Annotated in this window: 39 protein-coding genes; 38 read left to right on the top strand and 1 reads right to left on the bottom strand. The window is 38.0% G+C overall.

From position 1 onward, the window contains the following. Positions 1–34: 34 nt before the first annotated feature. A complete protein-coding gene (locus F5ESL0259_RS06580) occupies positions 35–724 on the bottom strand; it encodes an A24 family peptidase (RefSeq protein WP_110446430.1) in 690 nt (229 codons plus the stop codon). A 184-nt stretch (positions 725–908) separates the two neighbouring features. Between F5ESL0259_RS06580 and rpsL the strand changes: the two genes are divergently transcribed. From rpsL to rpsI, 38 genes are all read left to right on the top strand, one after another. Beyond that, positions 909–1,316: a 30S ribosomal protein S12 gene (rpsL, locus tag F5ESL0259_RS06575; RefSeq protein WP_110446429.1), complete on the top strand. Its 408-nt coding sequence runs from the start codon at positions 909–911 to the stop codon at positions 1,314–1,316. A gap of 13 nt (positions 1,317–1,329) precedes the next feature. Beyond that, the gene (rpsG, locus tag F5ESL0259_RS06570) at positions 1,330–1,800 is read left to right on the top strand and encodes a 30S ribosomal protein S7 (protein WP_034980476.1); all 471 of its coding nucleotides are present in this window, start codon (positions 1,330–1,332) and stop codon (positions 1,798–1,800) included. A 24-nt stretch (positions 1,801–1,824) separates the two neighbouring features. After that, positions 1,825–3,918: an elongation factor G gene (gene fusA, locus F5ESL0259_RS06565; RefSeq protein ID WP_046325358.1), complete on the top strand. Its 2,094-nt coding sequence runs from the start codon at positions 1,825–1,827 to the stop codon at positions 3,916–3,918. 474 nt (positions 3,919–4,392) lie between these two features. Continuing rightward, positions 4,393–4,701 carry a 30S ribosomal protein S10 gene (gene rpsJ / locus F5ESL0259_RS06560; RefSeq protein ID WP_045928455.1) on the top strand — a complete coding sequence of 103 codons (309 nt, stop codon included), beginning with the start codon at positions 4,393–4,395 and terminating at the stop codon, positions 4,699–4,701. A 24-nt stretch (positions 4,702–4,725) separates the two neighbouring features. After that, positions 4,726–5,355: a 50S ribosomal protein L3 gene (gene rplC / locus F5ESL0259_RS06555; RefSeq protein ID WP_046325357.1), complete on the top strand. Its 630-nt coding sequence runs from the start codon at positions 4,726–4,728 to the stop codon at positions 5,353–5,355. A 14-nt stretch (positions 5,356–5,369) separates the two neighbouring features. After that, positions 5,370–6,002, top strand: coding sequence for a 50S ribosomal protein L4 (rplD, locus tag F5ESL0259_RS06550; RefSeq protein WP_046325356.1), 633 nt, complete (start codon positions 5,370–5,372; stop codon positions 6,000–6,002). Next, entirely contained in the window at positions 5,999–6,310 is a 312-nt protein-coding gene (gene rplW / locus F5ESL0259_RS06545; RefSeq protein WP_046325355.1) for a 50S ribosomal protein L23, read from the top strand. Before rplD ends, rplW begins: the two co-directional genes overlap by 4 nt. A 15-nt stretch (positions 6,311–6,325) precedes the next feature. Continuing rightward, positions 6,326–7,162 (top strand): 50S ribosomal protein L2, encoded by an 837-nt coding sequence (rplB, locus tag F5ESL0259_RS06540; RefSeq protein ID WP_034980459.1) that lies wholly within the window; start codon positions 6,326–6,328, stop codon positions 7,160–7,162. 18 nt (positions 7,163–7,180) lie between these two features. Continuing rightward, positions 7,181–7,462, top strand: coding sequence for a 30S ribosomal protein S19 (gene rpsS / locus F5ESL0259_RS06535; RefSeq protein ID WP_038523755.1), 282 nt, complete (start codon positions 7,181–7,183; stop codon positions 7,460–7,462). A 19-nt stretch (positions 7,463–7,481) separates the two neighbouring features. Then, positions 7,482–7,835 carry a 50S ribosomal protein L22 gene (gene rplV / locus F5ESL0259_RS06530; protein ID WP_034980453.1) on the top strand — a complete coding sequence of 118 codons (354 nt, stop codon included), beginning with the start codon at positions 7,482–7,484 and terminating at the stop codon, positions 7,833–7,835. 13 nt (positions 7,836–7,848) lie between these two features. Beyond that, a complete protein-coding gene (rpsC, locus tag F5ESL0259_RS06525) occupies positions 7,849–8,520 on the top strand; it encodes a 30S ribosomal protein S3 (RefSeq protein ID WP_046325354.1) in 672 nt (223 codons plus the stop codon). Beyond that, on the top strand, positions 8,520–8,960 hold the full coding sequence (gene rplP, locus F5ESL0259_RS06520) for a 50S ribosomal protein L16 (RefSeq protein WP_046325353.1): 441 nt from the start codon (positions 8,520–8,522) through the stop codon (positions 8,958–8,960). The genes rpsC and rplP overlap by 1 nt, the downstream gene beginning before the upstream one ends. Continuing rightward, the gene (rpmC, locus tag F5ESL0259_RS06515) at positions 8,950–9,147 is read left to right on the top strand and encodes a 50S ribosomal protein L29 (protein WP_046325352.1); all 198 of its coding nucleotides are present in this window, start codon (positions 8,950–8,952) and stop codon (positions 9,145–9,147) included. The genes rplP and rpmC overlap by 11 nt, the downstream gene beginning before the upstream one ends. Before the next feature lie 18 nt (positions 9,148–9,165). Then, entirely contained in the window at positions 9,166–9,432 is a 267-nt protein-coding gene (gene rpsQ, locus F5ESL0259_RS06510; RefSeq protein ID WP_034980439.1) for a 30S ribosomal protein S17, read from the top strand. Positions 9,433–9,464: 32 nt separating this feature from the next. Continuing rightward, positions 9,465–9,833 carry a 50S ribosomal protein L14 gene (gene rplN / locus F5ESL0259_RS06505; RefSeq protein WP_034980437.1) on the top strand — a complete coding sequence of 123 codons (369 nt, stop codon included), beginning with the start codon at positions 9,465–9,467 and terminating at the stop codon, positions 9,831–9,833. 16 nt (positions 9,834–9,849) lie between these two features. Then, positions 9,850–10,113, top strand: a complete 264-nt coding sequence (gene rplX / locus F5ESL0259_RS06500) for a 50S ribosomal protein L24 (protein ID WP_046325351.1) — start codon at positions 9,850–9,852, stop codon at positions 10,111–10,113. 14 nt (positions 10,114–10,127) lie between these two features. After that, complete coding sequence (gene rplE / locus F5ESL0259_RS06495; protein ID WP_046325350.1) at positions 10,128–10,670, top strand: 50S ribosomal protein L5; 543 nt, start codon at positions 10,128–10,130, stop codon at positions 10,668–10,670. A gap of 12 nt (positions 10,671–10,682) precedes the next feature. Further along, the gene (locus tag F5ESL0259_RS06490; RefSeq protein ID WP_034980430.1) at positions 10,683–10,868 is read left to right on the top strand and encodes a type Z 30S ribosomal protein S14; all 186 of its coding nucleotides are present in this window, start codon (positions 10,683–10,685) and stop codon (positions 10,866–10,868) included. A 22-nt stretch (positions 10,869–10,890) separates the two neighbouring features. Continuing rightward, the gene (gene rpsH, locus F5ESL0259_RS06485; protein WP_122037886.1) at positions 10,891–11,289 is read left to right on the top strand and encodes a 30S ribosomal protein S8; all 399 of its coding nucleotides are present in this window, start codon (positions 10,891–10,893) and stop codon (positions 11,287–11,289) included. Positions 11,290–11,313: 24 nt separating this feature from the next. Then, positions 11,314–11,844: a 50S ribosomal protein L6 gene (gene rplF / locus F5ESL0259_RS06480; protein WP_034980425.1), complete on the top strand. Its 531-nt coding sequence runs from the start codon at positions 11,314–11,316 to the stop codon at positions 11,842–11,844. A 23-nt stretch (positions 11,845–11,867) separates the two neighbouring features. Further along, positions 11,868–12,227 carry a 50S ribosomal protein L18 gene (gene rplR, locus F5ESL0259_RS06475; RefSeq protein ID WP_046325348.1) on the top strand — a complete coding sequence of 120 codons (360 nt, stop codon included), beginning with the start codon at positions 11,868–11,870 and terminating at the stop codon, positions 12,225–12,227. A gap of 16 nt (positions 12,228–12,243) precedes the next feature. Continuing rightward, positions 12,244–12,750, top strand: coding sequence for a 30S ribosomal protein S5 (gene rpsE, locus F5ESL0259_RS06470; protein WP_046325347.1), 507 nt, complete (start codon positions 12,244–12,246; stop codon positions 12,748–12,750). 13 nt (positions 12,751–12,763) lie between these two features. After that, positions 12,764–12,949, top strand: coding sequence for a 50S ribosomal protein L30 (gene rpmD / locus F5ESL0259_RS06465; RefSeq protein WP_046325346.1), 186 nt, complete (start codon positions 12,764–12,766; stop codon positions 12,947–12,949). A 23-nt stretch (positions 12,950–12,972) separates the two neighbouring features. Further along, on the top strand, positions 12,973–13,413 hold the full coding sequence (gene rplO, locus F5ESL0259_RS06460) for a 50S ribosomal protein L15 (RefSeq protein WP_046325345.1): 441 nt from the start codon (positions 12,973–12,975) through the stop codon (positions 13,411–13,413). Beyond that, positions 13,413–14,708: a preprotein translocase subunit SecY gene (gene secY / locus F5ESL0259_RS06455; RefSeq protein ID WP_110446428.1), complete on the top strand. Its 1,296-nt coding sequence runs from the start codon at positions 13,413–13,415 to the stop codon at positions 14,706–14,708. The genes rplO and secY overlap by 1 nt, the downstream gene beginning before the upstream one ends. 10 nt (positions 14,709–14,718) lie before the next feature. Next, positions 14,719–15,375, top strand: a complete 657-nt coding sequence (locus F5ESL0259_RS06450) for an adenylate kinase (RefSeq protein WP_122037885.1) — start codon at positions 14,719–14,721, stop codon at positions 15,373–15,375. Positions 15,376–15,440: 65 nt separating this feature from the next. After that, complete coding sequence (gene infA, locus F5ESL0259_RS06445; protein WP_034980408.1) at positions 15,441–15,662, top strand: translation initiation factor IF-1; 222 nt, start codon at positions 15,441–15,443, stop codon at positions 15,660–15,662. Between the two features lie 14 nt (positions 15,663–15,676). After that, positions 15,677–15,793, top strand: coding sequence for a 50S ribosomal protein L36 (gene rpmJ, locus F5ESL0259_RS06440; protein ID WP_006729432.1), 117 nt, complete (start codon positions 15,677–15,679; stop codon positions 15,791–15,793). A gap of 20 nt (positions 15,794–15,813) precedes the next feature. Continuing rightward, the gene (rpsM, locus tag F5ESL0259_RS06435; RefSeq protein WP_034980405.1) at positions 15,814–16,164 is read left to right on the top strand and encodes a 30S ribosomal protein S13; all 351 of its coding nucleotides are present in this window, start codon (positions 15,814–15,816) and stop codon (positions 16,162–16,164) included. 21 nt (positions 16,165–16,185) lie between these two features. Continuing rightward, entirely contained in the window at positions 16,186–16,569 is a 384-nt protein-coding gene (rpsK, locus tag F5ESL0259_RS06430) for a 30S ribosomal protein S11 (protein WP_034980403.1), read from the top strand. A gap of 45 nt (positions 16,570–16,614) precedes the next feature. Next, entirely contained in the window at positions 16,615–17,553 is a 939-nt protein-coding gene (locus F5ESL0259_RS06425) for a DNA-directed RNA polymerase subunit alpha (RefSeq protein WP_046325342.1), read from the top strand. A gap of 26 nt (positions 17,554–17,579) precedes the next feature. Further along, a complete protein-coding gene (gene rplQ / locus F5ESL0259_RS06420; protein ID WP_046325341.1) occupies positions 17,580–17,963 on the top strand; it encodes a 50S ribosomal protein L17 in 384 nt (127 codons plus the stop codon). A 405-nt stretch (positions 17,964–18,368) separates the two neighbouring features. Beyond that, complete coding sequence (locus F5ESL0259_RS06415; RefSeq protein WP_122037884.1) at positions 18,369–19,223, top strand: energy-coupling factor transporter ATPase; 855 nt, start codon at positions 18,369–18,371, stop codon at positions 19,221–19,223. Further along, positions 19,199–20,044, top strand: a complete 846-nt coding sequence (locus F5ESL0259_RS06410; RefSeq protein ID WP_122037883.1) for an energy-coupling factor transporter ATPase — start codon at positions 19,199–19,201, stop codon at positions 20,042–20,044. Before F5ESL0259_RS06415 ends, F5ESL0259_RS06410 begins: the two co-directional genes overlap by 25 nt. Positions 20,045–20,048: 4 nt before the next feature. Further along, entirely contained in the window at positions 20,049–20,846 is a 798-nt protein-coding gene (locus F5ESL0259_RS06405; protein ID WP_122037882.1) for an energy-coupling factor transporter transmembrane protein EcfT, read from the top strand. Next, on the top strand, positions 20,846–21,631 hold the full coding sequence (gene truA, locus F5ESL0259_RS06400; protein ID WP_122037881.1) for a tRNA pseudouridine(38-40) synthase TruA: 786 nt from the start codon (positions 20,846–20,848) through the stop codon (positions 21,629–21,631). Before F5ESL0259_RS06405 ends, truA begins: the two co-directional genes overlap by 1 nt. A 106-nt stretch (positions 21,632–21,737) precedes the next feature. Beyond that, positions 21,738–22,181 (top strand): 50S ribosomal protein L13, encoded by a 444-nt coding sequence (gene rplM, locus F5ESL0259_RS06395; RefSeq protein ID WP_122037880.1) that lies wholly within the window; start codon positions 21,738–21,740, stop codon positions 22,179–22,181. An 11-nt stretch (positions 22,182–22,192) separates the two neighbouring features. Then, complete coding sequence (gene rpsI, locus F5ESL0259_RS06390) at positions 22,193–22,588, top strand: 30S ribosomal protein S9 (RefSeq protein ID WP_034980394.1); 396 nt, start codon at positions 22,193–22,195, stop codon at positions 22,586–22,588. The last annotated feature ends 133 nt before the right edge of the window (positions 22,589–22,721 follow it).

Genomic DNA, 22,721 nt, shown 5'->3' with positions numbered 1-22,721 from the left:
AGTGCTGCATTCTCGGTTGTGGGATGCAACTTTTTTAGTTGCTCAAAAGCTGTATGATTAAACCAATATAAATGAAGGGAATAAATGCTACAGGTTCTTTTTTGCTTACTTCACCACCAATAAAAAAGCTAAGTAAAATAATTGAGGCAGTTAAAAAAGTTAAATTGGCAAATTTAGGGTCAAAACAAAAAGTTAAAACAAGATAGATTATTAAATCTCCCTTGCCAATTTTATGTTTTATTGTTTCATAAAGAAAAAGTAAAAAAATGGGACAAAACTCAACTAAATCTGTGATATTGATTTGCTCAAAAGTTTTAATTATACGCAAAGCTGAAATAAAAAGGGCTGGAGCAACGAACGCAATATCAAACTCTTTTGACTGATAATCACTGATAGCAGCTAGGAGTATGTTAAACAAGACAATCGCTGTGATTGCATCATGAGGATTGCTAAAATCGATCTTAAGGAAAGTAAACCCTCCTAAAAACTCTGTTACAAAATATTCAGCAGGAATCTGAATTTTGCAATAACGACAACGACCTTTGAGTAATAAATAAGAAATTAATGGTATCTCATCAAATATGTTTAGTTGCTGATTACAGTTAGTGCATTTTGAACGGCTAAAAATAAAGTCTTCTTTTCCAACTCTTTCGACAATAACGCAGGCATGAGAAGCCAGACAGGTTCCAATCAAAAAATTGCTAATTTTAAAAATCAAGTTCATTTCATTACCCCACTAGAACTAAATACGAAAAAACTGATATAAATTTTTTAGCTAATAAAAATAATTTGCATTTTTGATTCAAGCGAGTACAATAGTCATTGTGTATTTTGAAGATTTATCTGGGACCAAAAAAAGAAACTCCTGGATGTGTGAACAAAATAATTTTTTTAGGAGGAAAATTTAAATGCCAACCATTAACCAATTGGTAAGAAAAGGCCGTCACAACAAGACGACTAAATCAAAGTCACCTGCTTTAAGCTACGGCTACAACAGTATGAAGAAAGAGCTAGTAGCTAACCCAGCACCTCAAATGCGTGGAGTAGCTACTCGTGTCGGTACCATGACACCAAAGAAGCCAAACTCAGCTTTACGGAAATATGCTCGTGTTCGTCTTTCAAACTTGATCGAAGTAACTGCATACATTCCAGGTGAAGGCCATAATTTGCAAGAACACTCAGTTGTTTTAATTCGTGGTGGTCGTGTAAAGGACCTTCCTGGTGTTCGTTATCACATTATCCGCGGTGCGTTAGATACTGCGGGTGTTGATGGTAGAAAGCAAGGCCGTTCCAAGTACGGTGCCAAGAAAGATTAAGGAGGAGTAAATAATGCCTAGAAAAGGACATGTTGCTAAAAGAGATATTTTAGCGGATCCAGTATACAATTCAAAGCTCGTAACCAAGTTGATCAACCACTTAATGATTGATGGTAAGAGAGCTAAGGCATCTTCAATCCTTTATGATGCTTTTGACATTGTTAAAGAAAAGACTGGCAAGGAGCCACTCGATGTTTTTGAAGAAGCTATGAACAATATTATGCCAGTTTTGGAAGTTAGAGCACGCCGTATTGGTGGTTCAAACTACCAGATCCCAGTAGAAGTTCGTCCTGAAAGAAGAACTACTCTTGGTTTAAGATGGTTAGTTTCATATGCTCGTTTACGTAATGAACATACTATGGATGAACGCTTAGCTAATGAAATTATCGATGCTTCAAACAATACTGGCTCAGCTGTTAAAAAGCGTGAAGATGTTCACCGCATGGCTGAAGCCAACCGTGCATTTGCACACTATCGTTTCTAATTTTTTAGGGAAAGGAAAAAATCTATGGCTAATAAGCGTGAATTTCCATTAGAAAAAACACGTAACATTGGTATTATGGCCCACATTGATGCGGGTAAGACTACTACTACAGAGCGTATTCTTTATTACACTGGAAAAATCCATAAAATCGGCGAAACCCATGAGGGTGATTCCCAAATGGACTGGATGGATGAAGAAAAAGAACGTGGTATTACCATTACTTCAGCTGCTACTACAGCACAATGGCATGATTACAGAATTAACATTATTGATACCCCGGGACACGTTGACTTCACTATTGAGGTAGAGCGTTCACTTCGTGTACTTGATGGTGCTGTTACTGTTCTTGATGCCCAAGCCGGAGTTGAACCTCAGACTGAAAATGTTTGGCGTCAAGCTGAAACTTACGGTGTTCCTCGAATTGTTTTTGTAAACAAGATGGACAAGATTGGTGCAGATTTTGATAATTCTGTTAAGTCTTTACATGAACGTTTAAATGCCAATGCTCTGGCTGTTCAAATGCCAATTGGTTCTGCAGAGAGCTTTGAGGGTGTTATCGACTTACTCAACATGGTAGCTGATGTTTATGATGAAGATAAACTAGGTTCCAAGTGGGACACTATTCCTGTTCCTGATGAGTATAAAGAAGAAGCAGAAAAGCGTCGCGGTGAGTTAATTGAACAAGTAGCAGACGTTGATGATGACATCATGGAAAAGTATCTTAATGGTGACGAAATTTCCGTTGATGAATTAAAGGCTGCTATTCGTAAAGCTACATTGGATTTGAAGATTTTCCCAGTATTTGCAGGTTCAGCATTTAAGAACAAGGGTGTGCAAATGATGCTTGATGGTGTAGTTGACTACTTACCATCTCCATTAGATGTTAAGCCTTATGTTGCTCACGATCCAAAAACTGGTGAGGAAGTTGAACTAGTTGCTGGAGACGAAAAGCCATTCTCTGCTTTAGCATTTAAGATTGCTACTGACCCATTTGTTGGTCGTTTAACTTATATTCGTGTTTACACTGGTTCACTTGAATCAGGTTCATATGTTTTGAATGCTTCAAAGAATGGCCGTGAACGTGTTGGCCGTTTGTTGCAAATGCATGCCAACTCAAGAAGTGAGATTCCTGAAGTCTTCTCAGGTGATATTGCTGGTGCCATTGGGTTAAAGAACACTACTACTGGTGATTCCTTAACTGATCCTGACCACCCATTAATTTTGGAAAGTTTGGAAGTTCCAGATCCAGTTATTCAAGTTTCAATTGAGCCAGAATCTAAAGCTGACCGTGATAAGCTTGATGTTGCCTTGCAAAAATTGACTGAAGAGGATCCAACTTTTAGAGCAGAAACTAATGCAGAAACTGGTCAAACTTTGATCTCCGGAATGGGTGAATTGCACCTGCAAATCATGGTTGAACGTATGAAGCGTGAATTCCATGTTGAAGCTAAGATTGGTGAACCACAAGTTGCCTATCGTGAAACCTTTACTAAGCCTGCTAAAGCACAAGGTAAGTTTGTTCGTCAGTCTGGTGGTAAGGGTCAATACGGTGACGTTTGGATTGAATTTACTCCAAATGAAAGAGGAAAAGGTTACGAATTTGAAGACGCCATTGTTGGTGGTGTTGTTCCTCGCGAATTTATTCCAGCTGTTGATGCAGGTCTGCAAGAATCCATGAAAAATGGTATCTTAGCTGGTTACCCGTTGATTGATGTCAAGGCTAAACTTTATGATGGTAGTTACCACGAAGTCGACTCATCTGAAGCTGCTTTCAAGGTTGCTGCTTCATTGGCTTTGAGAAATGCGGCTCCTAAAGCTGGTGCTGTTATCCTTGAACCTATTATGAAGGTTCAAGTAATCACACCTGAAGATTACTTAGGTGACGTAATGGGTTCCATTACAGCTCGTCGTGGTACAATGGATAATATGCAAGACCGTGCTGGAGCTAAGGTGTTGAATTCAATGGTTCCACTTGCAGAAATGTTTGGTTATGCTACTACTTTGCGTTCTTCAACACAGGGTCGTGGTACGTTTACAATGGTCTTTGACCACTATTCACCAACTCCTAAATCTATCCAAGAAGAAATTATTAAAAAGCGTGGGGGTAACGCAGAATAATTTCTGATAGTTAATTGGGTATAATTTTAAAATTGATATAAGAGCTATTGGTAGATCCAGTAGCTCTTTTTTATGCGCAATGTAATTTGAATAATAAACTCTGTCTTTATAAACTAGATTTTGTCATGTCAACCTAACCTAGTTATTTTCACCAAATTGAGCAAAAACATTGCTATAAAATATTCCCTGTTGTATTTTAGTTGCTGCTAAAAAATATTACTTTATAAAAGTTAAAATTTTATAATTGCTGATATAAAGTCAAGAAAAATATCCTTTAAGCCTTGATATTCAAGCTTAAAACAGGTATACTATCTTTTGTGTGTCTAGGGCTTTTTCTGCCCTAAAAGCACATTTTGTTGTAAAGCGTTGATACAAAAGGTTGCGGCACACCAGGCTGCATTGCCACAGAGGTAGTGCCGGGAATTTTTGTGGAAGCTAGTCATCTTTTAAAGAAGACGTTGAGGAGGTAATTTAATGGCAAGTCAATCAATTCGTATCAGACTTAAGTCATACGAACATGGTATTCTCGATGAATCAGCTGCTAAAATTGTAGCTACTGCTAAGAGAACTGGAGCTGAAATTTCAGGTCCTGTTCCACTGCCAACAGAAAGGGTATTGTTTACTGTTTTACGTTCACCACATAAGAACAAAGATTCACGTGAACAATTTGAAATTCGTACGCATAAGCGTTTAATCGATATTTTAAATCCAACACCTAAGACTGTTGACTCTTTAATGAAGCTTGATTTACCAAGCGGTGTTGACATCGAAATTAAACTTTAATTTTTAAAAGAAAGAGGTGTAATCATGACCAAAGGAATCTTAGGAAGAAAAGTTGGTATGACCCAAATCTTCACTAAAGATGGTATCCTTGTGCCTGTAACTGTTGTTGAAGCAACTCCTAACGTTGTTATGCAAGTTAAGACAGTTGAATCTGACGGCTACGAAGCAATTCAATTAGGATACCAAGACAAGCGTGAAGTTTTGAGCAACAAACCAGAAAAAGGTCATGCTGCAAAAGCAAAGACTTCGCCTAAGCGCTTCATACGTGAAATCCGCGGAGTTGAGCTTAAGGACTACGAAGTCGGCTCAGAAGTTACTGTGGACACATTTAAGGAAGGTGACGTAGTTGACGTCACTGGTACTACAAGAGGTCATGGATACCAAGGTAACATTAAACGTTGGGGTCAATCACGTGGACCAGAAACTCACGGTTCAAGATATCACAGAATTCCTGGTTCAATGGGTTCCATCATCAACCGTGTTCCTAAGGGCAAACGCCTGCCAGGACACATGGGAATGAAGAAAGTTACCATTGAAAACTTAGTAATTGAAAAAGTTGTAGCAGATAAGAATGTATTATTAATCAAGGGTAATGTACCTGGTGCTAAGAATTCATTGCTTACTGTTAGATCTGCTGTAAAGACTAATAAATAGGAAGGAGGACTAGAATGGCTAATTTAAAAGTTATCGATCAAAAAGGCAAAGACGCTGGTGAAGTTACTTTAAATGATGATGTATTTGGTATTAAGCCAAATGAAAGCGTAGTTTTTGACGCAATTATCAGACAGAGAGCTGGCAGACGTCAAGGTACCTCAAAGGTCAAAAATAGATCCGCTGTTCGCGGCGGTGGTAAGAAGCCTTGGAAGCAAAAGGGTACTGGACGTGCTCGTCAAGGCTCTATCCGTTCCCCACAATGGCGTGGCGGTGGTGTAGTTTTCGGACCAACTCCACGTTCTTACGCATACTCAATGCCAAGAAAGCAACGGCGCTTGGCTATCAAGTCTGTTCTTTCCCAGAAATTGATTGATGAAGATTTAGTAGTTTTAGATCAACTGACAATGTCAGCTCCTAAGACCAAAGAATTCAAGTCAATCTTGGACGGCTTAAAAGTTGAAGGCAAAGTTTTAGTTGTTTCTGATGATAAGAATGTTCAATATTCAGCTAGAAACTTGCCAAACGTTAAGGTAATCACTGCTAATGGCTTGAATGTTGAAGATGTTGTTAATTATGACAAATTAGTTTTGACTAAAGAAGCTATTGAAAAGATTGAAAAGAATGTTGAGGGGGCTTCAGCGAAATGAGTGCACATGATATCATTTTAAGACCTGTCATTACTGAAAAGTCAACGAACTTAATGGATGATAAGAAGTACACTTTCAACGTGCTTTTAACTGCAACCAAGACTCAAGTTCGTGATGCTGTTGAAGAAATTTTTGATGTTAAGGTTAAAAAAGTTAATATCATGAATGTTCGTGGTAAGGATAAGCGTGTTGGCCGTTATTCAGGCAAAACCGCTCGTACCCGTAAGGCAATAGTTACCTTAACTGAAGATTCAAACGATATCAAAATTTTCAAAGACGATAGCAACAATAAAGAAGAAAATAAGTAATAGGAGGTCAGTCAATTGGCTATTAAAATTTATAAGCCAACCACAAATGGTCGCCGTAATATGACTACTTCTGACTTTGCTGAAATTACTAAGAGCAAACCAGAACGTACCCTACTTGAGTCACAATCACATACTGCAGGTCGTAACTCTTATGGTCATATTACAAGTAGACACCGTGGCGGTGGACATAAGCAAAAATACCGTATCATCGATTTTAAGCGTAATAAAGACAATGCTAAAGCTGTAGTTAAGGCTATCGAATACGATCCAAACAGAACTGCTAATATTGCACTTCTTCACTACACTGACGGTATTAAAGCTTATATCCTGGCACCAAAAGGTTTAACAGTCGGCGATGTGGTTGAATCTGGTGCTAACGCAGATATTAAACCAGGAAATGCTTTGCCTTTAAAGAACATTCCAACTGGTACTTCAATTCATAATATTGAATTAAGACCTGGCAAAGGTGGTCAGCTTGTTAGAAGTGCTGGAGCCAGCGCTCAAGTTTTGGGCAATGATGGTAAGTACACATTAGTTAAATTACAAAGTGGTGAGGTTCGCAAGATTTTATCAGTTTGTCGTGCAACTATCGGTGTCGTAGGTAATGAACAACATTCATTAATCCAATTAGGTAAAGCTGGACGTAGTCGCTGGTTGGGTAGACGCCCACAGTCTCGTGGTTCCGTAATGAACCCTAACGATCACCCACATGGTGGTGGTGAAGGTAAGGCTCCTGTAGGTCGTCCACAACCGATGACTCCATGGGGCAAGAAAGCTCGTGGTATTAAGACTAGAAATAGTAAGAGAGCCAGCGAGAAATTGATTGTTCGTCACCGTAAGGGTAGCAAATAATAGAAGGAGGGTAATTTAATGAGCCGTAGTATTAAAAAAGGGCCTTTTGCTGATGCATCTTTATTAAAGAAAGTTGATGCACAAGCAGACACAGATAAAAAACAGGTTATTAAAACTTGGTCACGTCGTTCAACTATTTTTCCTTCTTTTGTTGGTTTGACTATAGCTGTTTACGATGGTAGAAAGCATGTTCCAGTATACATTACTGAGGACATGGTTGGTCATAAGTTAGGTGAATTTGTTCCAACGAGAACTTTCCGCGGACACAAGACATCTGACGACAAGGCTACTTCAAAATAGAGAAAGGAGAAACACTTAAATGGCAGAACAAGTTAGTTCAGCTAGGGCAGAGGCAAGAACAGTTCGTATTGCGCCAAGAAAAGCACGTTTAGTCGTTGATTTGATTCGTGGCAAAGACGTGGCTGAAGCATTGGCAATCTTGCAATTTACGCCTAGAGCTGCTTCCCCAATCGTTGAAAAAGTTTTACGCTCAGCAATTGCAAATGCAGAACACAATTACGATCTTGAAAGTGCTAATCTTTATGTGTCTGAAGCATACGTAAACGAGGGAGCTACTTTAAAGAGATTTAGACCACGTGCCAAGGGTATGGCTTCTCCGATTAACAAGAGAACTAGTCATGTAGTTGTAGTAGTGTCAGAAAAGAACGATTAAGGGAGGTATATTAATGGGTCAGAAAATTAACCCAAATGGTTTTCGTCTCGGCGTGATACGTGACTGGGAATCTAAATGGTATGCTGACAGAGGATACAAAGAAACCTTAAATGAAGACCTGCGCATCAGAAAATTCATTGATAAGAAATTAAAGAATGCCTCTGTTTCTACTGTTGAAATTGAACGTGCAGCCAATAGAATCAACGTATCAATCAATACTTCTAAACCAGGTATGGTGATTGGTAAAGGTGGTTCTGAAGTTGAAGCATTGAGAAGAGAATTAAATGCTTTGACTAAAAAGCAGGTTCACGTTAATATTGTTGAAATTAAGAAGCCAGATCTTGATGCTAAATTGGTAGCTGAAAGTATTGCTAGTCAACTTGAAGCTCGTATTGCTTTTAGACGTGCTACGCGTCAAGCAACTCAAAGAACAATGCGTGCCGGTGCTAAAGGAATCAGAGTACAAACTTCTGGTCGTTTAAATGGTGCTGACATGGCAAGAAGAGAATGGCATACAGAAGGCCGTGTTCCATTACAAACTTTAAGAGCTGATATTGATTATGCTTGGGTAAATGCTTACACCACCTATGGTGAAATTGGCGTTCAAGTATGGATTAACCGGGGTGAAATCTTACCTTCTAAAAGTAAGAAGCCCGAAAAAGCTGCGAAGGGAGGAAACAAATAATGCCTCTAGTACCAAAAAGGGTAAAACACCGTCGTGAGTTTCGTGGTAAAATGCGTGGTGCCGCTAAGGGTGGTAAAACTATCGCTTTTGGTGAATATGGATTAGAAGCCCTTGAATCCCACTGGATTACTACTCAACAAATCGAAGCTGCTCGTGTTGCGATGACTCGTTATATGAAGCGTGGCGGTAAAGTTTGGATTAGAATTTTCCCTCAAAAGTCTTACACTGCTAAAGGTGTTGGTGTACGTATGGGTTCTGGTAAAGGTGCACCAGCAGGCTGGGTAGCTGTAGTCAAGAGAGAAAAGATCATGTTTGAAATTGGTGGCGTTAACGAAGCAACTGCTCGTGAAGCTTTGAGACTTGCTGCAACTAAGCTTCCAATTAAATGTAAGTTCGTGTCTAGAAGTTCGGAAGTAGGTGGCAATTCTAATGAAGGCTAAGGAAATCAGAGCATTAACCACTGATCAAATGTTAGACAAAGAAAAGCAATACAAAGAAGAACTCTTTAATTTGCGTTTTCAACAAGCAACGGGTCAATTAGAAAATACCGCTCGCCTAAGCAAAGTCCGTAAAAATATTGCTAGAATTAAAACAATTCTTAGTGAAAAAGCATTGGAAAAAGATTAGTGGAAGGGAGTTATTAACTTGAGCGAATCAATCGAAAGAAATCATCGTCACGTATATCAAGGCCAAGTAATTTCTGATAAGAATGACAAAACTATCACTGTAGTTGTTGATACTTATAAGAATCACCCTGTTTACAAGAAGCGTATCAGATATTCAAAGAAATACTACGCACAAGATGATAAAAATGAAGCTAAAGTTGGCGATACTGTTCGTATCATGGAAACTCGTCCATTATCTCGTACAAAGCGCTTTCGTTTAGTTAAAATTGTTAAAAAATCTGTTTAATTTTGCGGATTTAGTGAGGGGAGGATTATATAGTGATTCAAAATGAATCCCGTTTGAAGGTTGCTGATAACTCAGGTGCCAGAGAACTTTTAGTTATTAGAGTCTTAGGTGGATCAAGACGTAAGACTGGTAACATTGGTGATATTGTGGTAGCAACTGTTAAACAAGCAACACCAGGTGGCGTTGTCAAAAAAGGTGACGTTGTCAAGGCCGTCATTGTTAGAACAAAATCAGGCGCCCGTCGTGAAGATGGTTCATACATCAAGTTTGATGAAAATGCTGGAGTAGTTATCAATGCAGATAAGAGCCCACGCGGTACTCGTATCTTTGGGCCTGTTGCACGTGAGCTGCGTGAGCACGACTTTATGAAAATCGTCTCTCTTGCTCCTGAAGTCTTATAATAAGTGAGGTGCACTGATGTTTGTTAAAACTGGTGACAAAGTAAAAGTTATTGCCGGAAAAGACAAAGGTAAAGAAGGTATTGTTTTATCTGTTAACGTTAAAAAGAACCGTGTGGTTGTTAAAGGCGTTAATAAGATTAAGAAACACCAAAAGCCTTCACAGACTAATGCTAATGGTGGTGTAGTTGAATCAGAAGGTTCAATTCACGCATCAAACGTTAAGGTCATTGCAAAGTCTGAAGGCAAAGCAAATGATAATAAAGAAGAAACTAAGAAGTAGAAGGGAGGACACAAATGGCAAATTATTTAGCTCAAGAATATAAAGAAAAAATTGTTCCTGCATTGCAAGAAAAGTTCGATTACAGCTCAGTTATGCAAGTACCAAAGATTGAGAAAATCGTTTTGAACATGGGTGTTGGTGATGCTGTTTCCAACGCTAAAAACTTAGACGAAGCTGTTGAAGAATTAACTTTAATTTCAGGTCAAAAGCCTTTGGTAACAAAAGCCAAAAAGTCAATTGCTAACTTCCGCTTGCGTGAAGGTATGTCTATCGGTGCTAAGGTTACACTTAGAGGAGATAGAATGTATGACTTCTTGTATAAGTTAATCAGTGTTTCACTTCCTCGTGTTCGCGACTTCCGCGGTGTTTCAAGCCGTTCATTTGATGGTCGTGGTAACTACACTTTAGGTATTAAGGAACAATTAATTTTCCCAGAAATTGACTTTGATAAAGTTAATAGAACCAGGGGTTTAGATGTTGTTATCGTTACTACTGCCAATACAGATGAGGAAGCTAGAGAACTTCTAAGTCAATTTGGTATGCCGTTTGCAAAATAATGGAGGACATTAATGGCTAAGACATCACAAAAAATTAGAAATCATCGTCCTGCTAAATTTTCTTCACGTGAATACACTCGTTGCGAGAGATGTGGTCGCCCACGTTCTGTTTATCGTAAGTTTGGCTTATGCCGTATTTGCTTGAAAGATTTAGCTCACAAAGGTCAAATTCCAGGCCTTAAAAAGGCTAGTTGGTAATACGGATAGGAGGATAGCATAAATGGTCATGACAGATCCGATCGCAGATTACTTGACTAGAATTAGAAATGCCAATATGGCAAAGCACAGTTCAGTTGAAGTTCCTGCATCAAATATTAAAAAATCTATTTCAGAAATTTTGAAACGCGAAGGCTTCATCCGTGATTACGAAGTTACCGATGACAACAAGCAAGGTATGATTAAGATTTTCCTGAAATATGGTCCTGACGGAGAACGTGTCATTTCAGGCTTAAAGCGAATTTCTAAGCCAGGTCTTAGAACTTACGTAAGCGCTGAAAATTTACCTAAGGTACTTAATGGCTTAGGTATTGCCATCGTTTCTACTTCTGCTGGTGTAATTACCGACAAGGAAGCAAGACAAAAAGATGTTGGTGGCGAAGTTATCGCCTATGTATGGTAATTCTGACAGAAAGGAGAACAATCAATGAGCCGTATCGGTTTAAAAACAATTGAAGTCCCGGATAGTGTCACTGTTACCAAGAAGGGTGACAATATCACTGTTAAAGGACCTAAAGGTGAATTAACCAGATATTTCGATCCAAAAATCACTTTTAAACAAGAAGATGGTAAAATTAACTTTTCACGTTCTAGTGAAAGCGACAAAGCTCTTCATGGTACCGAGAGAGCTAATTTAGCCTCTATGGTTGAAGGTGTGGTTGATGGATATAAGAAAACTTTAAAGTTAATCGGTGTTGGTTACCGTGCAACAGCACAAGGTAATAAACTCACTTTAAATGTTGGTTATTCACACCCAGTTGTAATGACTGCACCAGAAGGTGTTTCAGTGAAAGCTACTTCAGCTACAGACATTGAAGTAGAAGGAATTTCTAAGCAAAATGTTGGACAATTTGCTGCTGAAATTCGCGATGTACGTCCACCAGAGCCTTACAAAGGTAAAGGTATTCGTTATACTGACGAATATGTACGTCGTAAGGAAGGTAAGACAGGTAAATAGAAAATAATTTTTGAGGTGAAATTGTGATTTCAAAACCAGATAAGAACAAATTGCGCTTAAAGCGTCACAAACGTATTCGTAGCAAAATTTCTGGTACTGCTGAGCGCCCACGCTTAAGCGTTTTCCGTTCAAACAAAAACATCTACGCTCAATTAATTGATGACGTAGCGGGTGTAACGCTAGCAAGTGCCTCAACTTTAGATGATGCTGTAGCTAAGGATCAGACTAAAGTAGAACAAGCTCAAGCTGTTGGCAAGAATATTGCTGAAGCAGCGAAAGCTAAAAACATTACTAGTGTAGTGTTTGACAGAAGTGGTTATTTATACCACGGCCGTATTTCAGCTTTGGCAGATGCCGCTCGTGAAAACGGATTAGAGTTCTAGGAAAGGAGATAAATACATGGCAAACCGCAACGATTCTCGCAATAATCGCAGAAATAAGGACGACATCGAAGATCAGTTAGTAGCAATTAATCGTGTCACCAAGGTTGTCAAGGGTGGTCAACGAATGAGATTTGCTGCCTTGGTAATCGTTGGCGACAAAAAAGGTCGTGTAGGCTTTGGTACTGGTAAAGCTCAAGAAGTTCCAGAAGCAATCCGTAAGGCCGTTGAAGCTGGTAAAAAGAACATGATCAAAGTTCCTAAGGTTGGCACTACTATTCCTCATGAAGTAATTGGTCATTATGGCTCAGGTAATATTATGATTAAACCTGCTCCAGCTGGTTCTGGTGTTGCTGCTGGTGGTGCCGTTCGTATCGTTATGGATATGGCTGGTATTGCTGATGTTACTTCCAAGTCACTTGGTTCTAATACTCCAATTAATGTTGTTCGTGCAACAATAGATGGTTTGAAGAAACTTAGAACAAGTGAAGACGTTGAAAAGCTTCGTCACGCTGAATTAGATTAGGGAGACAGGATAAATGACTGAATTAAAAGTTACTTTAATTAGAAGTGCTGCACACCGTCTGCCTAACCAAAGAAAAGTTGTGAAAGCTCTTGGTTTAGGTAGAATTAACAGTACAACTACTTTACCAGACAATGCTGCAACTCGTGGTGCATTGATGAAAATTGCCCACTTGATTTCAGTTGAAGAAATTAATAATTAGTTAATTGAGGAGGTGCCAAATTAATGAAGCTTCATGAATTACATGCTGCTGAAGGTTCACGCAATACTAGAAAACGTGTTGGTCGTGGTACTTCAAGTGGTTTTGGAAAAACTTCTGGCCGTGGCCAAAAGGGACAATTGTCTCGCCAAGGCGGTCATACCCGTTTAGGCTTTGAAGGTGGTCAAATGCCATTATTCAGAACTATGCCAAAGCGTGGATTTAAGAACGTTAACCGCAAAGAGTATGCAATCATTAACTTAGATGATTTAAACAAGTTTGAAGATGGTAACGAAGTTACAGTTGCTAGTCTTAAAGAAAAAGGTTTGGTAAAGAAAGAATTATCAGGCGTTAAGTTGCTTGCAAAAGGTGAGTTAAAAGTTAAGTTAAACGTAAAGATTAACAAAGTTTCCGCCGCTGCGAAGAAAGCAGTTGAAGATGCAGGCGGATCTGTTGAGGTGATCTAATGTTTTCGACCTTGAAGAACGCCTTTAAGGATAAAGAAATTAGAAATAAAATTTATTTCACACTCTTTATTCTTTTGATTTACCGAATTGGAGCTAATATCACTGTTCCAGGTGTCAACGCAAAAGCGATTACTCAAGTTGCACAAACTGGTTTGGTCCCAATGCTGGATACTGTTTCTGGTGGTGGACTTGATAACTATTCAATATTCTCTTTAGGTGTTTCACCTTACATTACTGCACAAATTGTTATTCAACTTTTACAAATGGACATAGTTCCAACGTTGGTAGAATGGGGTAAACAAGGAGAAGTAGGACGCCGTAAGACTAATAACGTAACCCGTGTGCTTGCATTGTTTGTGGCATTCATCCAAAGTATTGGTATCACGCTTGGTTTCAATGCTTTGACTGAGATGGGGTTAGTCAAGTCACAGACTTGGCAGTCCTACTTTGAGATTGCAATTGTAATGACTGCCGGAACAATGTTGCTAACCTGGTTAGGTGATGAAATCACTGATAAGGGTCTAGGCAATGGAGTTTCTGTTATTATTTTTGCAGGTATTATTGCTAGGCTACCGCGAGGACTGTGGCAGCTTTATAAAGAAGACGTTATTAACAACAGTGCGAGTGATCGTTGGCAAGGGATTTTGTTCTTCATCGCGATTATCATTGCAATACTTATCGTAACGCAAGTAGTTACATGGGTAGAACAGGCAGATCGCCGAATTCCAATACAATATACAAGAAGAGCAACTATTAGTGGCTCTGAAAGTTTTTTGCCATTGAAAGTTAATGTTTCTGGTGTTATTCCAGTTATTTTTGCTAGTTCTTTCATCATCACACCGGCAACAATTTTAATGGCTTTCCAAAAGTCTCAAGGCGACCAGCAGTGGTACAAGATAATGACTAATATCTTTAGTATGCAAACTACACCTGGGGTTATAATTTATACTGTTTTAATAATTCTGTTCACATTCTTCTATGCTTTTGTTCAGGTTAACCCTGAGAAGCTGGCTAAGAATTTGCAGAAGCAGGGCGCTTATATCCCAAGTGTTTGGCCGGGTAAAGATACACAAGATTATGTTTCTAAGGTATTGATAAGATTATCAACAGTAGGATCTGTATTTTTAGGACTTGTAGCTTTATTACCACAACTTGCTACTAATTTTTGGGATTTACCAAGTTCAATTGGATTAGGCGGTACCAGTCTTTTAATTGTTATTGGTGTCGTCTTGGAACTATCTCGTCAAATTAACGGATTGTTAATGAAGAGAGAATACGTTGGATTCATCAGATAGGGACGGATAAATGATTAATATATTTCTTTTAGGTTTGCCTGGTGCGGGCAAAGGTACGGTATCAGAACAAATTGTCGATAAATATCATCTAACTCATATTTCAACTGGGGATATGTTTAGAGAAGCAATGGCTAATGAGACTAAAGTTGGTCTTGAAGCTAAAAGTTACATTGATAAAGGTAATTTGGTACCGGACGAAGTTACTGCCAAATTAGTTGAAGAACGTATAGGTCAACCTGATATTAAAGAGGGTTACATCTTAGATGGTTTTCCACGGACTATTGTTCAGGCGGAACTTTTTGAAGATATTGCTAAACGTGTCAATAAACAATTAACAAACGTAATTTCACTTGAAGTTAAAGAAGAAACTTTAGTAAAACGTTTGTCAGCACGCTTTATGTGCAAAAATTGTGGTGCTACTTATAATAAGATTACAAAAATGCCCCAAGTTAAAGGGACTTGTGATCGTTGTGGCAGTCATGACTTTTATCAACGTGAAGATGACAAGCCTGAAGTAGTAAAAAATCGTTTAGAAGTAAATGAAAAGATGAATACACCGCTAAAGGACTTTTACCAGAAAAAAGGTTTGTTAACTGTTGTTGATGGTGAACAAACACCTGAAGAAGTTTTCAAAAATGTTGATGCGGTTTTAAGTAAAAAGCAATAATTTGTATATTTACTTTTCCGTGTTATAATTTCAAAGTATGACTGTTTAAATGCGGAGGAACGGCTTTGGCAAAAGATGATGTCATAGAAGTAAAAGGTAAGGTTGTTGATACCTTGCCTAATGCTATGTTTAAAGTTGAATTGGAAAATGGAGCAGTGATTTTAGCACATGTTTCCGGTAAGATTAGAATGCATTATATTCGAATTTTACCCGGAGACCGTGTTACAGTTGAACTTTCTCCTTATGATTTAACTAAAGGTAGAATAACTTATCGATTTATAAAGTAATAACGGAGGGAAACATGAAGGTTAGACCATCTGTTAAACCAATGTGTGAACATTGTAAGATAATTAAAAGAAATGGTCGTGTAATGGTTATTTGCTCTGCAAATCCAAAGCACAAGCAACGTCAAGGTTAGAAAAATAGGAGGTGCAATTTATGGCACGTATTGCTGGTGTTGACTTACCAAGAGATAAAAGAATAGTTGTTGCATTAACTTATATTTATGGTATTGGTGAACCAACAGCACAAAAGATTTGTGCGGATGCTGGTGTTTCTGAAGACATACGTTCAAAAGATTTGACTCCAGATGACCAAGAGAAGCTTCGTGCAGAAGTTGATAAATACCGTGTTGAAGGTGACTTACGTAGAGAAGTCAGCATGAACATTAAGCGGTTAATTGATATTGGTTCATATCGTGGTATTCGCCACCGTCGTGGACTTCCAGTTCGTGGTCAAAATACCAAGAATAATGCTCGTACACGTAAGGGTAGTAAAAAGAATAAATAAAAATTTTAAGGAGGTTTATTGATGCCTAAAACAGCACGTAAACGCCGTGTGAAGAAGCACGTTGAAAAAGGCGTTGCTCATATCCATTCTACGTTTAACAATACTTTAGTCATGATTACTGACGTTCAAGGCAATGCAATTGCTTGGTCTTCAGCTGGTGCATTAGGCTTTAAAGGTAGTCGTAAGTCTACACCATTTGCGGCACAAATGGCAGCCGAAGCAGCAGCTAAGAGCGCAATGGATCAAGGCATGAAACATGTTGAAGTTTCTGTTAAAGGTCCTGGTGCTGGCCGTGAATCTGCTATTAGATCGCTACAAGCGACTGGGCTTGAAATCACTGCAATTCGTGATGTTACCCCAGTTCCTCACAATGGTTCTAGACCACCAAAACGTCGTCGTGTTTAATTTTGTTCTTAATGAAGGACATTGCGTTTTGAAAGGGGCCTAGTAATGATTGAATTTGAAAAACCAAATATTACCGTTGTGGACCAAGAAAAGTCGTATGGTAAATTTGTTATTGAACCACTTGAACGAGGCTTTGGTACTACTTTAGGTAACTCATTACGTAGAGTTTTACTGACATCTATCCCAGGTACAGGACTTGTTTACGTTCAAATAGATGATGTCTTACACGAATTCTCAACCGTTCCAGGCGTAAGAGAAGATGTCGCTAAGATAATCCTGAACCTTAAGAAACTTGAATTAAAGTCTTTTTCAGATGAACAAAAAATTATTGAAATTGACGTAGAGGGTCCGGCTACTGTAACCGCCGATGATCTTAAAGCTGACGCTGATATTCAAATCCTGAATCCTGATCAATATATTTGTACTATTGCTGATGGTGGTCATTTGCATATGCAAATTGCTGTCCAAAATGGCCGTGGCTACGTTGCAGCAAGTGACAACAAGAGTGAGGATATGCCAATTGGGGTTATTCCGGTTGATTCTTTGTTTTCACCAATAAAGAAAGTTAATTACCAAGTTGAATCAACTCGTGTTGGTAAAAGAGACGATTTTGATAAGCTCACCTTAGAGATTTGGACAGATGGTTCAATCAAGCCTAACGATGCCCTCAGTTTCGCTGCTAAAATTTTAGTCGCACACTTTAAAGTGTTTGAAACTGCTGATGCAAATACTAAATTCAATGATGTGATGGTTGAAAAAGAGGACGATACGGCAGAAAAGAAGCTTGAAATGACAATTGAAGAGCTTGATCTTTCTGTTCGTTCATACAATTGTCTTAAACGTGCCGGAATTAATACACTGCAAGAACTGACTGATAAGACAGAAGCAGATATGATGCGTGTACGCAATTTAGGACGGAAATCGTTGGAAGAAGTTAAAAACAAGTTAGCTGACTTGGGACTATCACTTCGTCAAGAAGATTAATTTCGAAAAATAAAGGAGGTAAACTGATGGCATACCGTAAATTGGGACGAGACAGTGCACATAGAAAAGCAATGTTAAGAGAAATGACTACTCAATTGATCATGAATGAACGCATTACTACTACTGAAACACGTGCTAAAGAAGTTCGCAAGACTGCCGAAAAGATGATCACTTTAGGTAAGCGTGGAGATTTAGCCGCAAGAAGAAGAGCCGCTGCTTTTATTCGTGATGAAGTTGCAGATATTCATGAAGAAAAAGATGCAGTAGTTGTTAAATCAGCTTTACAGAAGCTTTTTAGCGATGTGGCACCTCGTTACAAAGACAGAAATGGTGGTTACACCAGAATTATGAAGCTTGCTACTGCCCGTAAAGGTGATGCAGCTCCAATGGTTATTCTAGAATTAGTTTAATTCGAATAATCTAAACTTAATAGCTATTAAGAATTATCCGTGAGAGTGAGAATAAGCGTTAAGATGATGACGAAAGTTTAGTCTAGCTTAGATAAAGTAATTTATCCCTCCTCATGGATGATTTTTTTTGCTTTAGATTTTAGTTAATAGACAGTGTGCAAATAAAACTTAATTGACTTTTACCTCATATTCAGTTTTAATACTTTAATTTAGTGAGGCAAAATGAATTACACTGCTGCAAACAAAGTAAAAATCACTTAATTAAAAGCTACTTTTTTTGATATTGCTAAAATTTATTAAAAAAAAGCCAGATAGTAATGATAAAAATAGAAAGATTGCAAACTTTGTTCAGAAATCATAATATTTTTGGTACAATTGAATCAGACTTTTTAGGACGGTGAGAGTATGACGACAACTGACAGTATTATCAAAATAAAAAATGTAAGCTTTACGTATCCAGAGTCAGAAACTCCCGCTATAGACAACATTAGTTTTGATATTAAACGGGGTTCATGGACATCAATTATTGGCCATAATGGCAGTGGCAAGTCGACAATTATCCGCCTGATTAATGGTTTACTGGTACCTGATGAAAAAGGAAAACCTGAAATTGAAGTGGACGGCTTAAAACTAAATGATGATACGGTTTGGGAAGTTCGAAACAAAGTTGGAATTGTCTTTCAAACTCCTGACAATCAATTTGTGGGAGCTACAGTGGCTGATGATGTCGCATTTGGCCTAGAGAATCGCGGTGTTTCGCACACTGAAATGGTAAAGATTGTTCCTGAAGCAATTAAGGCAGTGGGGATGAGCGAATACACCAATGCTGAACCAGCAAATCTTTCAGGAGGACAAAAACAAAGAGTAGCAATTGCTGGGATACTGGCTATTAAACCTAAAATTATTGTACTGGATGAAGCTACGTCAATGCTTGATCCTGAAGGTAGGGACCAAATATTATCAATAGTGCAAGCGATGAAGAATAAATATGACTTGACAGTAATTTCAATTACGCATGATATTGATGAAGCTAATATGGCTGATCAGGTCTTAGTAATGAATGATGGTAAATTAATTACTAAGGGCAGTACTAAAGATGTCTTTAGTCAAGTTGATCTGTTGAAAAAGTTGGGCTTGGATGTACCATTTTATGAGCAAGTCAAAGCAAAGTTACTGGCTGACTCTGTTGAAATACCAGCTAGTGTAGATTCAGAAAAAGAGTTGATCAATTATTTATGTCAATTAAATTCGAACATGTAAGTTACATCTATTCTCCAGAAACACCACTTGAAAAAAAAGGTTTAGACAATGTTTCTTTCGAGCTGCAAGAAGGTTCTTTTAATGCAATAATTGGTCATACTGGTAGTGGTAAATCGACACTTATGCAACATTTTAATGCTCTAATTAGACCTACATCTGGGAAAATAGAAATAGCTGGCACAACTATCACACCAGAAACTACCAATAAAAATTTAAAAGAATTGAGAAGACATGTTAGTCTGGTTTTTCAATTTCCAGAAGCACAACTATTTGAAAATACGGTAATAGATGATATTGCTTTTGGTCCTAAAAACTTTGGTTATGATAATGAAAAAGCTCTTGCAAGTGCCAAGTTTTGGTTAAAAAAAGTTGGCTTACCTGAAGAGATTGGTAAACGATCACCTTTTGAATTATCTGGCGGACAAATGAGAAGGGTAGCGATAGCCGGTGTTATGGCTTATGAGCCAGATATTCTCTGTTTAGATGAACCAGCCGCTGGTCTTGATCCTGAAGCACGTAAACAAATGATGGCACTTTTTTCTGAATATCAAAAAGAAGGGCATACTGTAATCTTAGTTACTCATAATATGGATGATGTAGCCAATTATGCTGAAAATGTTTTAGTCATGGAACACGGTAAAATGATTAAACAAGCTACACCAAGAGAAATTTTTAAAGATCGCAATTGGTTACAAGAGCATCATTTAGAAGAGCCTAAGCCTTCCTTGTTTGCCACAAAATTGCAAAACTATCATTTTGCAAAATTACCATTAACTATAGCTGACTTAGTAAAAGATATAGAAACCAATTTAAAGGGGTGAGAATGTGAGTAAAATCTTAATTGGCCGTTATGTAGCTGGTGACTCGATAATTTATCGTATGGATCCCAGAGGAAAATTACTGGCAACTATCATTTTTATTTTATTCGTATTTTTAGCCAATAATCCAGTTTCTTACCTAATTGTAACTATTTTTAGTATAGCTGCTGTAGCTGCCACTAAACTAAAACCTAAAGTCTTTTGGGATGGAGTTAAACCCCTAATTTGGTTAATTTTGTTCACGTCCTTTTTGCAATTGTTTTTCTCAGTTGGTGGAACTGTCTATTGGCAGTGGACAATTTTTGCATTGTCTAGTTATGGTATAACCAATGCTATTTATATTTTTATCCGCTTTACAGTGATCATCTTAATTTCTACAGTAATGACTGTTACTACTAAACCACTTGAAATTGCTGATGCTATTGAATGGCTATTGAAACCATTAAAAATAGTTCATGTTCCGGTCGATAAAATCGCTCTAATAATGTCAATAGCTTTACGATTTGTACCAACTTTATTTGATGAAACTTTAAAAATTATGAATGCCCAACGTTCACGAGGCGCAGATTTTAATAATGGCGGGTTAGTTACCAGGGCAAAGGCAATTACCCCTCTTCTGGTTCCGCTATTTATTAATTCGTTAGAAACAGCGATCGATTTATCAACTGCGATGGAATCACGTGGGTATCGTGGAGATCAAGTTAGGACAAAATTCAGAATCTTAAAATGGTCCAATGTTGATCTTATTAACTTGATTTATTTCATTTTGCTATTAGGGCTTTTATTAATATTTAGGACACATTAATGACAACAAGATATAAAATGACGGTTGCTTATGACGGACACCTTTTCCATGGCTTTCAGTATCAACCTCATCAAAGAACTGTGCAAGGAACGATTGAAGCTGCCTTATCTAAAATGACTAAGGGCAAGAATGTGGTTGTTGAGGGTTCAGGCCGTACTGATGCAGGAGTTCATGCATTGGGACAGGTAATTCATTTTGACTATCCTGATAAACCAATTCCACCAGAAAGAATGATTTGTGCGTTAAATTCGCTCATGCCGCTCGACATTGTTTTTAAAAAATGTGACATCGTAGATGAAAATTTTCATGTGCGGTATAGCGCTAAAGGTAAGTGGTATCGCTATCGCGTTAGTTTAGACAGATTTGTCGACCCCTTTAAGCGTCTCTATACGGGACATTATCCTTATCCAGTTGATGTGGAAAAAATGAAAAAGGCTTCTTTTGATTTACTGGGAACACATGATTTTACCAGCTTTGCAGCTAGTGGTGGCCAAATTAAGAACAAGGTTCGTACCATGTTTTATGTAAATATCCAAAAAGATAAGCAGAATAATGAAATTGTCTTTGATTTTATCTGCTCTGGTTTTCTTTACAATATGGTCCGTATTTTAGTAGCAATGTTATTAGAAATTGGTAGGGGTAAACGTCCTGTTAATGATATTCCCCGGGTAATAATGGCACAGGATCGTGAGCAGGTAAGAGAAACTGCTCAGGCAAGTGGGTTATTCTTATATCATGTTTTTTATGATGATATACCTAAAAAATATAGGCTCGACAGGGAATAATATTGACTTTTTAGTTGAAAAGAATTATTATATTAAAGTATGTTTGTCCACGATAGGCCCCGGAATCTTATTGTTTTCAAACAACGTATAAACGGAGGAAATTAAATTGCGTACTACACAATTAGCGAAACCTAATGAAATTGAACGTAAGTGGTATGTTATTGACGCAACAGATGTATCTTTAGGTCGTCTGTCAACTGCAGTAGCAACTATTTTAAGAGGTAAGAATAAGCCTCAATATACACCAAATGTTGACACTGGTGATAACGTCATTATAATTAATGCCGCTAAACTAAAGTTAACAGGTAAGAAAGCTACTGACAAGATTTACTACCATCACTCTGATTACCGTGGTGGCATAAAGGCCACTCCAGCCGGAGACTTGCTGGCTAATAATCCAGTTAGATTAGTTGAATTGTCAGTTAAGGGTATGCTTCCTAAAAACACTCTTGGTCATCAAGAGTTTATGAAGATGCATGTTTATGCTGGTGCTGACCATAAGCACGAAGCACAAAAGCCTGAAAAATTAGACATTAACAAATTAATCTAGGAGGTTAAATAATGGCACAACAAGTCGCATATGCAGGTACTGGTCGGCGCAAGAATTCTGTTGCTCGTGTTCGTTTAGTACCAGGTAGTGGTAAAATTACCGCTAATAATAAAGATATTGATCAATACATTCCTTTTCCTAATTTAGTTAAGGATTTGAAGCAACCTTTGACTTTGACTGAAACTGAAAATCAATATGATGTTAAGGTTAATGTCAATGGCGGAGGTTTCTCAGGTCAAGCTGGAGCTATTCGTTTAGGAATTGCTCGTGCTCTTCTCGAAGTAGATCCTGATTTTCGTGGTCCACTGAAGAAGGCCGGTTTCTTAACTCGTGATCCAAGAATGGTTGAACGTAAGAAACCAGGTCTTAAGAAGGCTCGTAAGGCTTCACAATTTAGTAAACGTTAATCAACACGATTATATCAAGGTTTCAAAACACTTCATGGTTCACACCATGGAGTGTTTTTTTGGTATTTTTTGGTATTTTTTAGCTAAATTAACACCACTCAGATGAAGTTAGTAGAAATTTATTGAAACAGTG

This window comes from Lactobacillus sp. ESL0259 (assembly GCF_003693045.1).
In the GTDB taxonomy this organism is placed as follows: Bacteria; Bacillota; Bacilli; order Lactobacillales; family Lactobacillaceae; genus Lactobacillus; species Lactobacillus melliventris.
The sequence above is the reverse complement of the archived record's forward strand: the minus strand, read 5'-3'. Positions and strand labels throughout refer to the sequence as shown.